This is a genomic window from Vibrio sp. 14N.309.X.WAT.E.F5, assembly GCF_030397615.1.
GTDB lineage: Bacteria > Pseudomonadota > Gammaproteobacteria > Enterobacterales > Vibrionaceae > Vibrio > Vibrio lentus.
In genome coordinates this window covers 1-14,174 of sequence record NZ_JAPNXR010000008.1, presented here as the reverse complement: position 1 = coordinate 14,174, position 14,174 = coordinate 1, and the positions used below count along the sequence as shown (strand labels likewise).

At 43.6% G+C, this 14,174-nt stretch carries 13 protein-coding genes, 1 riboswitch and 1 other annotated feature; of the genes, 8 read left to right on the top strand and 5 right to left on the bottom strand.

Going from position 1 to position 14,174, the window contains the following annotated elements; translation table 11 throughout:
- Positions 1-67: 67 nt before the first annotated feature.
- Positions 68-235, bottom strand: a complete 168-nt coding sequence (locus OW495_RS10795; RefSeq protein ID WP_017078977.1) for a hypothetical protein — start codon at positions 233-235, stop codon at positions 68-70.
- A gap of 277 nt (positions 236-512) precedes the next feature.
- Here OW495_RS10795 and htpX point away from each other — a divergent pair, with 277 nt between their 5' ends.
- On the top strand, positions 513-1,376 hold the full coding sequence (gene htpX, locus OW495_RS10790; protein ID WP_010439977.1) for a protease HtpX: 864 nt from the start codon (positions 513-515) through the stop codon (positions 1,374-1,376).
- 299 nt (positions 1,377-1,675) lie between these two features.
- Here the strand turns inward: htpX and purB are convergent, their stop codons facing one another.
- From purB to mnmA, 3 genes are all read right to left on the bottom strand, one after another.
- Positions 1,676-3,046 (bottom strand): adenylosuccinate lyase, encoded by a 1,371-nt coding sequence (purB, locus tag OW495_RS10785; protein WP_065103839.1) that lies wholly within the window; start codon positions 3,044-3,046, stop codon positions 1,676-1,678.
- A gap of 143 nt (positions 3,047-3,189) precedes the next feature.
- Complete coding sequence (gene hflD / locus OW495_RS10780) at positions 3,190-3,807, bottom strand: high frequency lysogenization protein HflD (protein WP_004734565.1); 618 nt, start codon at positions 3,805-3,807, stop codon at positions 3,190-3,192.
- Positions 3,808-3,855: 48 nt separating this feature from the next.
- Positions 3,856-4,992 (bottom strand): tRNA 2-thiouridine(34) synthase MnmA, encoded by a 1,137-nt coding sequence (mnmA, locus tag OW495_RS10775; RefSeq protein ID WP_102514380.1) that lies wholly within the window; start codon positions 4,990-4,992, stop codon positions 3,856-3,858.
- A 203-nt stretch (positions 4,993-5,195) separates the two neighbouring features.
- On the opposite strand from mnmA, the gene OW495_RS10770 reads away from it, so the two are divergent.
- On the top strand, positions 5,196-5,465 hold the full coding sequence (locus OW495_RS10770; protein WP_004734567.1) for a hypothetical protein: 270 nt from the start codon (positions 5,196-5,198) through the stop codon (positions 5,463-5,465).
- Between the two features lie 102 nt (positions 5,466-5,567).
- Positions 5,568-6,872 (top strand): inosine/guanosine kinase, encoded by a 1,305-nt coding sequence (locus tag OW495_RS10765; protein ID WP_017109925.1) that lies wholly within the window; start codon positions 5,568-5,570, stop codon positions 6,870-6,872.
- Positions 6,873-7,044: 172 nt separating this feature from the next.
- Here the strand turns inward: OW495_RS10765 and OW495_RS10760 are convergent, their stop codons facing one another.
- On the bottom strand, positions 7,045-7,455 hold the full coding sequence (locus OW495_RS10760; protein ID WP_017109924.1) for an H-NS family nucleoid-associated regulatory protein: 411 nt from the start codon (positions 7,453-7,455) through the stop codon (positions 7,045-7,047).
- Positions 7,456-7,819: 364 nt separating this feature from the next.
- A riboswitch (Lysine riboswitch) is annotated at positions 7,820-7,997 on the top strand.
- 112 nt (positions 7,998-8,109) lie between these two features.
- Here OW495_RS10760 and OW495_RS10755 point away from each other — a divergent pair.
- The 5 genes from OW495_RS10755 to hisB form a co-directional block, all read left to right on the top strand.
- Complete coding sequence (locus tag OW495_RS10755; RefSeq protein WP_065103837.1) at positions 8,110-9,702, top strand: Na+/H+ antiporter NhaC family protein; 1,593 nt, start codon at positions 8,110-8,112, stop codon at positions 9,700-9,702.
- A 190-nt stretch (positions 9,703-9,892) separates the two neighbouring features.
- Positions 9,893-10,028 (top strand) — a sequence feature (His leader region).
- Positions 10,029-10,081: 53 nt separating this feature from the next.
- Positions 10,082-10,978 (top strand): ATP phosphoribosyltransferase, encoded by an 897-nt coding sequence (hisG, locus tag OW495_RS10750; protein ID WP_029223418.1) that lies wholly within the window; start codon positions 10,082-10,084, stop codon positions 10,976-10,978.
- Positions 10,979-10,983: 5 nt separating this feature from the next.
- Positions 10,984-12,297: a histidinol dehydrogenase gene (gene hisD, locus OW495_RS10745; protein ID WP_102512793.1), complete on the top strand. Its 1,314-nt coding sequence runs from the start codon at positions 10,984-10,986 to the stop codon at positions 12,295-12,297.
- 9 nt (positions 12,298-12,306) lie between these two features.
- Positions 12,307-13,347, top strand: a complete 1,041-nt coding sequence (gene hisC / locus OW495_RS10740) for a histidinol-phosphate transaminase (protein WP_017109920.1) — start codon at positions 12,307-12,309, stop codon at positions 13,345-13,347.
- 131 nt (positions 13,348-13,478) lie between these two features.
- On the top strand, positions 13,479-14,174 hold a 696-nt coding region (gene hisB / locus OW495_RS10735), incomplete at its 3' end, for a histidinol-phosphatase (protein ID WP_289886463.1).

The following is a 14,174-nucleotide window of genomic DNA, read 5'->3' as shown; positions in this document are numbered from 1 at the left end:
TTTGCTATGTTAAGCCTTTGACCATAAGTTGATGAACAACTGGTCTTTTAATCCATCAAGCTTGGGATTAATGTTCTTTTGTCAGTCCCATTAGTGCTTGCTGTGTTTCTGTGATTTTTGTCTGTGCCGTTTGCGGTGTTAGGATTCCAATCTGCTTTTTCGCTTCTTCTTCAGTAATCCCTAGGTGACAGCACAGTAAATCGATAGCCATTTGAGTGTTAGTACCTTCAACCATGATCGTTCCCTTTTTGTACATGGACTAGCCAATAAATCATCTGAGGTCACTGTAAACGGATTGTTATATCGACACCATACGACTTAGGTCTAATAGACCGCGATTAACTCAGCTACAATCTCGTAATCAAATGTTGCAATTTAATGCTTAACCTTGTTTTCTTAATCTAAGACTATATGTATAAGTAAGTATAAGTCTTCAAGGTTGGAATAAATTGCTGTCTGCCTTGTCTATAACAATAAGTTTTATAAAAACAGCTTTCATGCGGAGATAAGTAATGAAGCGAGTAATGTTGTTCCTTGCAACCAACCTTGCGGTTGTATTGGTACTAAGTGTTGTTCTTAATATTGTATATGCAGTCACAGGTATGCAACCAGGAAGCCTCTCAGGCTTGCTGTTAATGGCTGCGGTATTTGGCTTTGGTGGCTCATTCATCTCATTAATGATGTCAAAGAAAATGGCGCTACGCTCAGTAGGCGGCATGGTCATTGAAAGCCCACGTAACGAAACAGAACATTGGTTGATGGAGACGGTAAGCCGTCAATCTCAACAAGTTGGTATTGGTATGCCAACAGTGGCGATCTATGACTCGCCAGACATTAACGCATTCGCGACAGGTGCTAAGCGTGACGATTCATTGGTAGCAGTATCAACAGGCCTGCTACACAACATGACGCGTGACGAAGCTGAAGCGGTATTAGCGCATGAAGTTAGCCACATCGCGAATGGCGATATGGTGACTATGACGTTAATGCAAGGTGTCGTGAACACGTTCGTTATCTTCCTATCTCGTTTCATCGCCAACATTGTTGCGTCGAATGACAATGAAGAAGAGGGTGGCAGCAACATGATGGTGTACTTCGGTGTGTCTATGGTGTTGGAACTGGTATTTGGTTTCCTAGCAAGCTTCATTACGATGTGGTACAGCCGTCATCGTGAATTCCATGCCGATGCAGGTGCTGCGAACCTAGTGGGTAAAGAGAAGATGATTGCAGCGCTAGAGCGTTTAAAGGTGAGCCACGAGCCACAACTAGAAGGTTCTATGATGGCATTTGGTATCAACGGCAAGAAATCGCTTACTGAGCTTCTGATGAGCCACCCACCACTAGACAAGCGTATTGCGTCTCTACGTAACATGTAATCGCTACGTAATTCTCAGTCGCTAGGTAATTTGCACTCTCGGTGTGACTTATAGTTGCTAAGCGGCAATATATATTTGAAAGGCTTCCCTCGGGAGGCCTTTTTTGATCTTGGCGTTTAAGGATGTTTCTCTAATATGGTTTGCAGTATTCGAATGGGGGAGGCTAGTTGGAGAAGTCAGGTTTGATTGACGACTGTTGTTTTACTTAGGGACTATTGTTCGAAACATTTGTTCATACGCAACAAAAAGGCTTCCACATGGGAAGCCTTAATCTATTCTTGTGATTCGAAATTCGAATCTTACAGCTTGTCAGTTAGCTCGATAGCTTGACCGATGTAGTTCGCTGGAGTCATCTCTTTCAGACGCACTTTCTCGTCTTCAGGAATCTCAAGGCCATCGATGAATGCGCGCATGCCTTCGCCATCTACACGCTTACCACGAGTTAGCTCTTTTAGCTTCTCGTATGGCTTCTCGATGCCGTAACGACGCATTACTGTTTGTACTGGTTCAGCCAATACTTCCCAGTTTTTGTCTAGTTCAGCTAGTAGCGCAGCGCGGTTAACTTCAAGCTTGCTAATACCTTTCAGAGTCGAAGTGTATGCAATGATTGCGTAGCCAACACCAACACCTAGGTTACGAAGAACCGTAGAATCAGTAAGGTCACGCTGCCAGCGAGAAACTGGAAGTTTTTGTGCAAGGTGGCTGAATACTGCGTTCGCTAGACCAAGGTTGCCTTCAGAGTTTTCGAAGTCAATTGGGTTAACTTTATGCGGCATTGTAGAAGAACCGATTTCGCCAGCAATAGTCTTCTGCTTGAAGTGACCAAGAGCGATATAGCCCCAAACGTCACGGTCGAAGTCTAGAAGGATTGTGTTGAAACGAGCAACTGCATCAAAAAGCTCAGCGATGTAATCGTGAGGTTCAATTTGAGTTGTGTACGGGTTCCAAGTTACGCCAAGAGATTCCGTGATGAACTCTTCGCTGAACTGGTGCCATTCAACTTCTGGGTATGCAGAAAGGTGTGCGTTGTAGTTACCTACAGCACCGTTGATTTTCGCTAGGATCTCAACGTTTTCGATTTGCTTGTATTGACGTTCCATACGGTACGCAACGTTAGCCATCTCTTTACCCATAGTAGAAGGAGAAGCAGGCTGACCGTGTGTACGAGACAGTAATGGAATGTCTCGGTACTCGTTCGCAAGTGCTTTGATAGCATCAATTACGTTACGGATTTCTGGAAGAATCACTGTGTCACGAGCTTCTTTAAGCATAAGCGCGTGAGAGGTGTTGTTGATGTCTTCAGAAGTACATGCAAAGTGAATAAATTCGTTTACAGCGTGAAGTTCAGGAACGCCAGCAACTTTCTCTTTCAAGAAGTACTCAACCGCTTTAACGTCGTGGTTAGTCGTGCGCTCGATCTCTTTGATACGTAGAGCATCTTCTTCACTGAAGTTAGCTGCTAGTTCATCAAGAAACTGGTTAGCTTCTGCACTGAAAGCTGGTACTTCTTTGATTGCATCTGTAGCTGCAAGCTTTTGTAACCAACGAACTTCAACGATAGAGCGGTACTTTAGTAGGCCAAACTCACTAAAGATGCTGCGTAATGCAACAGTCTTGCTTCCGTAACGGCCGTCTACTGGTGAAACAGCAGTCAATGCTGACAGTTCCATGGTGTTCTCCTGAATTGAGTTTTCTAAATTTTGAGAGGTTTATACCAGTAACAATCTCAATTGTCACGCATATTGCGCAATCGTTTGCGTGAGAGTTGTATTGGTACAAAAAACAAGCTCGCGACGAGGCGCGAGCTAATTAATTACATGCGAGCTAGCAGGATTTGAGCCTGCTCGATCATTTTTTTGCGACCGAAGATAAGGTGGCGACGTTTGCCGCCAACTTGACGCCACAAAACAGCGCTTCGAATGCCTGATAACAGCAGGGCGCGAACCTTATGTTGGCTCGATGTCTGTTGAAGTACTGCTGGCGTACCAGAAACCTGAATACGAGGGCCAATAGGGCTCACTACATCTAAGTAGATGCTCGCAAGGTTGCTGATCATTTGCTCATCAAACAGATCGAAGTGCTCAGTTTGACGCTCTGCGGTTTGAATACGATCGCCAAGCTGTGACATAGAGTCATTGCGAGCAGATAGTTTACGTTCAAGCGCCATCAAGCTGATGATGTAGCGAGTAATGTCGCTACCAGCAGGAGTACTGTCGATACCCTTTACTAAGCATTCAAGGCCTAGCTTTAGGTTCGCCTCACGGCCAAATACACCCACAGTATTCGCTGGGTTAGTATTTAAAATGGCATTGAGTGAAGCTTCGAAGGCATCTTTATCACAACGGCCGTCTTTCGCTACTTGTTGAACCAAAGCCACAGCTTGGCAAATTCCAGCGAAAGCAATAGTACGGTCATAAAGTGTATTAGCCACGTAGTAACTCCTAGTTGTTTTCTATCGTTTGTTGTTCGTTCGATTAGATTAGATGCGTTTTTCGATGATACCACCACCAAGACATACTTCATCTTGGTAGAACACAGCCGACTGGCCTGGTGTTACAGCGATTTGCGGCTCATCGAAGATAACCTTAATGTTATCATCGTCAATTGGGATGATTGTACAAGGAATATCGGTCTGACGGTAACGTGTTTTTACCGTGCATGTCATAACTTCAGTAATTGGTGTGCGATTAACCCAATGAAGCTGAGATGCGAACAAACCTTCTGATTTAAGAAGCGGGTGGTCTTTACCTTGAACCGCGATCAGAACGTTACGCTTAAGATCTTTTTCACCAACAAACCATGGTTCTTCGTTACCGCCGCCACCTTTAGTGCCACCAATATGAAGACCTTTACGTTGACCTAGTGTGTGATACATCAAGCCTTGGTGTTGACCAATTACTTGGCCTTCAGGTGTCTCGATATTACCCGGTTGAGCAGGTAAGTATTTGCCTAAGAACTCAGTGAATTTACGCTCACCGATAAAGCAGATGCCTGTTGAATCTTTCTTCTTCGCAGTGATCAAATCTTGCTCTTCAGCAATACGGCGCACTTCAGGCTTTTCTAATTCACCCACAGGGAATAGGCTGCGTGCCACTTGATCTGAACTTAGCGTGTATAGGAAATAGCTTTGGTCTTTATTGCTGTCTAGGCCACGTAGCATTTCTGGTTTCACGCCAGAGTCTAGTTCTTCTTGAGTTGGGAAAGTACGACGAACGTAATGACCCATAGCAATGTAGTCTGCGTCTAATACTTCATCCGCAAACTCTAAGAATGCTTTGAATTTGATTTCTTTGTTACAAAGGATATCTGGGTTCGGTGTGCGACCCGCTTTGTACTCTTCAAGAAAGTACTCGAATACATTATCCCAGTACTCTGCTGCAAAATTGATAGTGTGAAGGTGGATACCTAACTTGTCACATACCGCTTGAGCATCAGCAAGGTCTTCAGCTGCCGTGCAGTATTCTTCGTTATCGTCTTCTTCCCAGTTTTTCATGAAAAGGCCTTCTACCTGATAGCCTTGTTGCTGAAGAAGATACGCCGATACTGACGAATCTACACCGCCGGACATACCGACAATTACTTTCTTTTCGCTGTTTCCAGAGCTGATATCTGACATGTCTAAACACCGTTACTATTACTTGGTCGCAGATTCTAACAGAAAGAGAAACACCGTGACAGATCCGAGACTGGAATCACAGTTTCATTTGCACAAATATTGCGCTGACTTCGTTAGAGAATCGCATGAACGCGAGGAGACTCGCTAGGATGTCAGATCTATATGTGGCATAGTCGCTCGAAATCCAAGACCTGAGATAAAAAATGTCTGAACAAAATGAGTTTATGCAAGAAGAACAGTTGATCGAGATTATCGAGAACCAACTTGAAGATGGCCAACCTGTGAAAGTAAAAGAGACGCTGATGCGCTTAATGATGACAGGTACTCCTCGTGAAGAGGCAATTGCTGCAATGGCATGTGCATTGGCAATTGAGGTATTTGACGTGATGAAAAACGGTGCTGAGTTTAATCAAAAACGTTACGCCGAGCATTTGGGCATGCTGCCTGATTTAAGCTTTATGGAAGGCGAATAAAAAAATAGCCTAGCAAACGTTTGCTATAGTTTGAAAGATTGCCGCGTTAAATATAGCGCGGTAGAATCCGCCACCTATTTCCCCTTGACTTAGACTAGCCTTATGAAATTCCCTGGACAACGTAAATCAAAGCACTATTTTCCGGTTCACGCTCGTGATCCTTTAGTAAGCCAAGCTCAAACTAGCAAAAGAATGTCACGTACTCATATTATCGGTATTGACCAAACTTTGGTGGATATTGAAGCGAAAGTGAGTTCTGAGCTAATCGAAAAATACGGCCTAAGTAAGGGACACTCACTGGTTATCGGTGATGAAGCTGCTGAATCCTTATATCAAGAATTAAAAGAACAGTGCCTGATCACCAATGAATACGCTGGTGGTACGATCGGTAACACATTACACAATTACTCAGTATTGGCGGATGACCGTTCAACACTGTTAGGTGTAATGAGCCAAGATATTAAAATTGGTAGCTACGGTTACCGCTATTTATGTAATACATCAAGCAGAATGGATCTGAACCATTTACAAGGGGTAGATGGCGCAATTGGTCGTTGCTTTGCATTAATTACAGAAGATGGTGAACGTACTTTCGCAATTAGCGAAGGACAAATGAACCAATTAAAACCAGAAAGCATTCCTGAGAAAATCTTCAAAAGTGCTTCTGCTTTAGTATTAACAGCGTATCTAGTTCGTTGTAAGCCAGGCGACCCTATGCCTGAAGCAACAATGAAAGCTATTGAATACGCGAAGAAATACGATGTGCCTGTTGTTTTAACACTTGGTACTAAATTCGTTATTCAAGATGACCCAGAGTTCTGGAAAGATTTCCTTGAACAGCACGTAACCGTTGTTGCAATGAATGAAGACGAAGCTGAAGCCTTAACAGGTGAAAGCGATCCGCTTGCTGCTTCGGACAAAGCACTCGATTGGGTAGACTTAGTTCTATGTACGGCAGGCCCTGTTGGCTTGTTTATGGCGGGTTACACTGAAGACGCTGTGAAGCGTGAAACGTCATTACCGTTGCTACCAGGCTCAATTGCTGAATTTAACCGCTATGAATTTAGTCGTCCTGCGCATAAAGACTTATGTGACAACCCAACGAAGATCTATTCGCATATTGCCCCTTACATGGGTGGTCCAGAAAAGATCAAAAATACCAATGGTGCAGGGGATGCGGCGTTGTCGGCTTTATTACATGATATGGCAGCAAATAAATATCATAAAGAAAATGTGCCGAACTCTAGCAAGCATCAACATGCATTTTTAACGTATTCATCTTTTTCACAGGTTTGTAAATATTCAAACCGTGCAAGTTATGAAGTGTTGGTTCAGCACTCACCACGCTTGTCTCGCGGCCTTCCTGAAAGAGAAGATAGCCTAGAAGAAGCATACTGGGAAAGATAAGATATTTTTATCGTTCTCATTTATATTTCTAATAGCGAAATATAAAAAAGGCTCCGAAAGGAGCCTTTTTTGTTTCTGAACATATTGAAGCCGTAAATAATACTTTAGTCGACTTTAATATTAATTCTATTGCTTAGCGTGTAATTGATTACCCACTAAGTAAACTAAATGTTTAGATAGCAAACTCTTCTAGAGATTTACCAGCATCTAGTTGTTCTTGGATAGCTGAAGGCGTACGACCTTGACCTGTCCAAGTTTTCTCATCGCCATTGCCATCTACATATTTGTATTTAGCTGGACGAGGAGCACGTTTAGCTTTTGCTGTTTTTGTTTTTGCTTCACCAGAAAGCGCAGCAATAAGATCAGCAACATCGATGCCGTCTTTTGCAATTTGTTCAGCAATAGCAGAAAGCTTAGCTTCTTGCTCAGCTTTAGCAGCTTGTTCTTCAGCTTCAGACTCTTGACGCTCTTGTACAACAATAGTTAGCTTGTCTAGTGCTTCTTCAAGTTGCTCAAGAGTTAATTCACGTGAGAATGCGCGAAGGCTACGGATATTCAATAAAGTTTTTGTTAATTCAGACATGATATTTTCCATCAAGGTAAACTAAATAATCTTCCTAATAATAAACAGAGCCTAGGAATAAAACAAATAGTATTTCTTGTATTGGTTATTTAAATATAAAAGTGAGATGAATAGTTGAAAAAGAAACGACTCACTTTTGATGAATTTATAATAATTATTAAGATTTTCTTAAAAATCGATATGTGACTGGTGGAGTAATTGCTTTCTGTAGACTATTTTTGTATTGATAAGTTCATTAACAAAACCCTATTTTTCTCGGAATGATATGTTGCATTGTTGCTCTTGATGAGTACAATTGCGGCTACCTGATGCGATGCTTTGGTTAATTTGTTGTTAAACTCTGGTTTACACGGTTAATAATGTTATCGCACGTAGAGGTGCAATTATAAAAAGTAGTTTTCGTTGGGGTGATGCCAATGAACGGGAATGAAAGGTCTAATTGCCGAAGTAAATTGTATATCTAAGCAATTTGCTGGGGTTGTGCTCAATAGGTACAACACTGCCATAGTCTTAATTTTAAACTATGGAGCGCTACTGTAGGGTTGGGTGAAGTGTTCACTTCCCTTTCGCTTAGTTCAACATGAGCTTGATAAGTCGTATCAAGTTTGTCTGCAGTAGATCTCTAGCCAAATAAAAAACTGGTTTTTGAAGATCATGAATTTAATAGATTTTGCAACATCGCCTTTATCGCTGCTTCCTCCTTTGGTTGCATTGACTCTTGCTATTGTTACCCGCCGTGTATTGGTTTCTTTGGGTGTCGGTATCGTCATGGGTGCGATTCTACTTGCTGATTATTCAGTAGGTAACGCAGCTAGCTACGTGTTTACTAAAGCATCTGGTGTTTTCATCGAAGATGGTGGTATCAACACTTGGAACATGAGCATTATCGCATTCCTACTTATCCTTGGAATGATGACCGCTCTCTTAACACTTTCTGGCGGTACTCGCGCATTCGCTGAATGGGCACAGTCTCGTGTGAAGAGCAAACGTGGTTCAAAACTACTTGCTGCCTTCTTAGGCGTATTCATCTTTGTCGATGATTACTTCAACAGCTTAGCGGTAGGTGCTATCTCTCGCCCTGTAACAGACCGTTTCTATGTATCTCGCGCTAAGCTAGCTTATATCCTAGATTCTACTGCTGCTCCTATGTGTGTGATCATGCCGGCTTCTAGCTGGGGTGCTTACATCATTACTATTATTGGTGGCATCTTAGTGACACACGGTGTGACAGAGTATTCTGCACTGGGTGCTTACGTTCGTCTTATCCCAATGAACTTTTACGCTGTATTCGCACTACTTATGGTATTTGCGGTAGCGTGGTTTGGTCTAGACGTTGGTAAAATGCGCGAGCATGAGATTGAAGCATCACAAGGCCGTGGCTTTGATGGTGACAACGATCAAAAGCAAGCTCATGACCTGAACGAAGAACTAGATATTGAAGAGAGCGAGAACGGTTCTGTTTCTGATCTTGTTATGCCAATCGTGTCGCTAATCGTAGCAACAGTTGCCGCTATGCTTTATACGGGTGGCCAAGCGCTGGCTGCTGACGGTCAAGCATTCAACCTGCTTGGTGCGTTCGAAAATACAGATGTAGGTAAATCTCTTGTTTACGGTGGCGTGCTAGGCCTGCTTGTTGCGCTAGCGACAGTATTCAAGCAAAAGCTACCAATGTCTGATATCGCAAGAACAATGTGGATCGGTGCGAGCTCAATGTTCGGCGCTATCCTTATCCTTGTGTTTGCATGGACTATCGGTTCTGTTATCGGCGACATGAAAACAGGTTCGTACCTATCATCTCTAGCGACTGGCAACATCGATTACCATTGGCTACCGGTTATTTTGTTCCTTCTTGCTGGCCTAATGGCATTCTCGACAGGTACATCTTGGGGTACGTTCGGTATCATGCTTCCTATCGCAGGTGACATGGCTGCAGCTTCTGACATCGCGCTGATTCTACCTATGCTAAGTGCGGTTCTGGCTGGTTCAGTATTTGGTGACCACTGTTCTCCAATCTCTGACACAACGATTCTGTCTTCTACCGGAGCTCGTTGTAACCACATTGACCACGTATCGACTCAGCTTCCTTATGCGCTGTCTGTAGCGTTTGTATCGTGCATTGGTTTCATCACGCTAGGTATGACGTCTTCAATTGGCATCGCGTTTAGTGCTGCGTCTCTAACGTTCGTTGCAGTATGTTTTGCATTGGCTTACTTCTCTCGTTGCAAAATGGCGACGTGCAAAAGCTAAAAGTGAAAGTTAATCAGTAAAGTATCAGGGAGGCATTGGCCTCCCTTTTTTGTGCCTGTTAATTTAATTTTAAATTTCGTGAAAAAAGTTCGAATAAATGGTTGAAAAAGGATGTGACCTTAGTTAGTGTGGAGACAAGACAGCAAACAACCTAAGAGCTGATAAGTATGCGTAAACTAGTAATGAACATTCATCACCATCATCACCCTATCTAGTCTTTCGGGGAGATTTACGTATACCCGGGAGCAAGAATTCTCCCGGAGGTTAAGTCAAAGAATTTAGATTTAAACCCTCGGGACGACAAAGTCTTCCGGGGGTTTTTTAGTTTTAGCGCTTTTAAATAATCAATAAATTCAAATATTTGCACAGGGATATAGCAATGCAGACACAACGCCTAAGAATCGCAATTCAAAAGAAAGGTCGCTTAAGTAAAGAGTGCCAAGATCTACTTAAAAAATGTGGTGTTAAATTTAACATCATGGGTGAGCGCCTAGTTGTTCATTCACTAAATATGCCAATCGACTTGTTACTGGTTCGTGATGATGACATCCCAGGTCTCATCATGGATGGTGTCGTTGACCTTGGTTTCATCGGTGAAAATGAACTAGAAGAAGTTCGCCTAGACCGTGTTGCTCTAAAAGAGCCTTCAGAGTTTCGCACACTACGTCGTTTAGACTTCGGTGGTTGCCGCCTTTCTATCGCTATCAACAAAGACGAAGAATACAACGGCCCACAAGATCTAGCGGGCAAACGTATTGCGACCACTTACCCACAACTACTAAAAGCCTACATGGACGAGCAGGGTGTTGAATTCAGCACTTGTATGCTAACAGGCTCGGTTGAAGTGGCTCCTCGCGCAGGCCTAGCAGACGCTATCGCCGATTTGGTTTCTACAGGTGCGACGCTGGAAGCAAACGGCCTAAAAGAAGCAGAAGCTATCTTCCAATCTAAAGCAACACTGATTCAACGTGTTGGTGAGTTCGACGCTGACAAGACTGCATTGATTGAAAAACTACTGACTCGTATGCAGGGTGTTCAACAAGCAAAAGAGTCGAAGTACATCATGCTTCACGCTCCAACATCTCAGCTAGAGCAAATCAAAGCACTACTGCCTGGTGCTGAAGATCCAACAGTTCTTCCTCTATCAACAGACAAAGACAAAGTTGCCGTTCACCTAGTAAGTACAGAGAACTTGTTCTGGGAAACTATGGAACAATTGAAAGAGTTGGGTGCAAGCTCAATCCTAGTACTACCAATCGAAAAAATGATGGGGTAACTGCTATGAGAACCGTTGTTTGGCAATCATTAAGTGAATCACAGCAAGACTCAGTATTAGAGCGCCCAGCGATTGCTGAAGGTGCGAATATCACAGCAACTGTGTCTGGTGTAATTGCAAAAGTAAGAAATGAAGGCGATGCAGCGCTCAAAGAACTGACCGAAAAGTTTGATGGTGTGACACCGGAATCGATTCGAGTACGTTCTGAAGAGATCGAAGAAGCCTGCGCGCGTTTAACACCAGAGATGAAGCAAGCGCTTGAGCAAGCTTATCGTAATATCGCTAAGTTCCACGAAGCTCAAAAACCTCAACCAATTAAGGTTGAAACTCAACCTGGTGTGGTTTGTGAGCAAGTGACTCGCGCTATTAATACGGTGGGTTTGTACATCCCTGGGGGCAGCGCACCACTTCCATCAACGGTTCTTATGTTGGGTGTTCCTGCTCAGATTGCTGGTTGTCGTAAGGTTGTGCTTTGTTCACCTCCGCCAATTGCAGATGAAATCTTGTATGTCGCTAAACTTTGTAAAATCGATGAGGTTTACAATGTAGGCGGTGGTCAAGCGGTTGCTGCGATGGCGTACGGTACAGAGAACGTTGCTAAAGTTGATAAGATCTTCGGCCCAGGTAACGCTTACGTAACGGAAGCTAAACGCCAAGTAAGTAACGACTTCCGTGGCGCTGCGATTGATATGCCTGCTGGACCATCTGAAGTGTTAGTGATTGCCGATGAAACAGCAGATGCAGATTTCATTGCTGCGGATTTGCTGAGCCAAGCGGAACACGGTCCTGATTCTCAGGTTGTATTGGTAACACCATCTCCAGTGATTGCCGATCAAGTAACCGATGCGGTGCAGAAACAACTGAAAGAGTTGTCTCGAGCAACGATTGCCCAGCAAGCATTGGCATCAAGCCTAATTATCATCGCTGAATCGATCACTCAAGCGATTGCGATTTCGAACTTCTACGGCCCTGAACACTTGATTGTTCAAACTAAGAATCCACGTGAACTGCTGCCATTGCTAGACAATGCAGGTTCAATCTTCCTTGGTGATTGGTCTCCTGAGTCTGCGGGCGATTACGCTTCTGGTACAAACCACGTGTTACCGACTTACGGTTACACCAAAACCTATTCAAGCCTAGGTTTGGCGGATTTCTCTAAGCGTATGACGGTACAAGAGTTAACAGCTGATGGCTTACAAGGCCTAGCGCCAACGGTAGTCACAATGGCGGAAGCCGAAGGTTTGGACGCACACAAACGTGCGGTGACCATCCGAGTTGAAAAATTAAATCGATTTGAACAGCTAAATAAAGCGAAATAAGGGTAGGGCATGGAAAAGTTAGCAAGAAAACAAGTTCAGGCTCTAACACCTTACTTGTCTGCAAGACGCATTGGTGGCAGCGGAGATGTATGGTTGAACGCCAACGAATCTCCGTTTGATAACGAGTACACCTTAAATCTGACTCGACTTAATCGCTACAGCGAGTGTCAGCCTAAAGAGCTAATCGATGCTTACGCTCAATATGCGGGTGTTGCACCAGAGCAAACGTTGACTACTCGTGGTGCTGACGAAGGTATTGAGCTTTTGATTCGTGCGTTCTGTGAGCCAAATGAAGATGCGATTCTTTACTGCCCACCAACCTACGGTATGTACGCGATCAGCGCGGAGACTATCGGGGTTGAGCGTAAGGTCGTGCCGTTGACGTCTGAATGGCAATTGGATTTACCGGCGATTGAAGCTCAACTTGATAACGTAAAAGTGGTCTTTGTTTGTAGCCCAAATAACCCAACAGGTAACTTAGTTAACCGCAAAGACATCGTTAAACTGCTTGAGATGACTCAAGACAAAGCCATTGTTGTGATGGACGAAGCGTATATCGATTTCTGCCCTGAAGCATCAACGGTGGATTTGCTTGCTCAGTATCCGAATCTAGCGATTCTTCGAACTCTCTCGAAAGCATTTGCATTGGCGGGTTTACGTTGCGGATTTACTCTAGCAAACCAAGAACTGATTGATGTACTGTTGAAAGTGATAGCACCTTATCCGGTGCCTGTTCCTGTTGCTGACATTGCTGTTCAAGCGCTGTCAGAACACGGGTTAGCAAGAGCAAAATTTCAGGTTCTTGATTTGAGTGCCAACCGAGCTTATTTACAAGCGGGCCTAATGGGCATGCCTCAAATAACGGTATTCGATGGTTGGGGTAATTACCTTCTGGTTAAATTCCCTAACGGTGATGATTTATTCAAAGCAGCATGGGACAGCGGTATTATTTTACGTAATTCGCCAATTGAAAACTGTGTTCGCATTAGTATTGGTAACCGCGAAGAGTGCGAAAAGACACTTGGATTCATTCGTAACTTTTATCAGTAACGAACGGCTTATCAGTAATAACATTTGTCAGTCTTGAGTTGATTAATAATCGGCTGGCAAATGAAACCATTATTTGGGTTAGCGTTTGATTTTTGCTAGTCCACCAGATTTAAAATTAAAAGGAAGTTCAAGTGAGTAAACAACAGAAAATACTTTTTATAGACCGTGATGGCACCTTAATTGTTGAGCCGCCAGTCGACTTTCAAGTAGACCGTTTAGACAAGCTAAAATTCGAACCGTTAGTGATTCCTAGCCTACTTGCACTACAAGATGCTGGTTATCGCTTAGTGATGGTCACTAACCAAGATGGTCTAGGCACAGATAGCTACCCGCAAGAAGAGTTCGATGCTCCGCACAACATGATGATGGAGTTCTTTGAATCTCAGGGCGTTCAGTTTGATGATGTTCTAATCTGCCCTCACTTTGACGAAGACAACTGCTCTTGCCGCAAGCCTAAACTGGGTATGGTTAAAGAATACCTTCAAGGCGGTAAAGTCGACTTCCAAAAGTCAGTCGTGATTGGCGATCGAATGACGGATCTTCAACTTGCTGAGAACATGGCAATTCGTGGTATCCAATACGGACCAGATGCGCAAACGGAAGGCACACTTAACTGGCCACAGATCGTTAAAGATCTAACGGTTAATGCTCGTGTTGCTGAAGTAGTTCGTACGACCAAAGAAACCGACATTAAGGTAGCCGTAAACCTTGATGAAACAGGTGGTAACAAGATCGATACTGGCATGGGTTTCTTCGACCACATGCTTGATCAAATCGCGACACACGGCGGTTTCCAAATGAACCTGACTGTGAAGGGCGATCTACAC

Coding starts and splice junctions, on each gene's coding strand:
- OW495_RS10795 (WP_017078977.1), bottom strand. CDS start 235: ATGGTTGAAGGTACTAACACTCAAATGGCTATCGATTTACTGTGCTGT.
- htpX (WP_010439977.1), top strand. CDS start 513: ATGAAGCGAGTAATGTTGTTCCTTGCAACCAACCTTGCGGTTGTATTG.
- purB (WP_065103839.1), bottom strand. CDS start 3,046: ATGGAACTGTCAGCATTGACTGCTGTTTCACCAGTAGACGGCCGTTAC.
- mnmA (WP_102514380.1), bottom strand. CDS start 4,992: ATGTCAGATATCAGCTCTGGAAACAGCGAAAAGAAAGTAATTGTCGGT.
- OW495_RS10770 (WP_004734567.1), top strand. CDS start 5,196: ATGTCTGAACAAAATGAGTTTATGCAAGAAGAACAGTTGATCGAGATT.
- OW495_RS10765 (WP_017109925.1), top strand. CDS start 5,568: ATGAAATTCCCTGGACAACGTAAATCAAAGCACTATTTTCCGGTTCAC.
- OW495_RS10760 (WP_017109924.1), bottom strand. CDS start 7,455: ATGTCTGAATTAACAAAAACTTTATTGAATATCCGTAGCCTTCGCGCA.
- OW495_RS10755 (WP_065103837.1), top strand. CDS start 8,110: ATGAATTTAATAGATTTTGCAACATCGCCTTTATCGCTGCTTCCTCCT.
- hisG (WP_029223418.1), top strand. CDS start 10,082: ATGCAGACACAACGCCTAAGAATCGCAATTCAAAAGAAAGGTCGCTTA.
- hisD (WP_102512793.1), top strand. CDS start 10,984: ATGAGAACCGTTGTTTGGCAATCATTAAGTGAATCACAGCAAGACTCA.
- hisC (WP_017109920.1), top strand. CDS start 12,307: ATGGAAAAGTTAGCAAGAAAACAAGTTCAGGCTCTAACACCTTACTTG.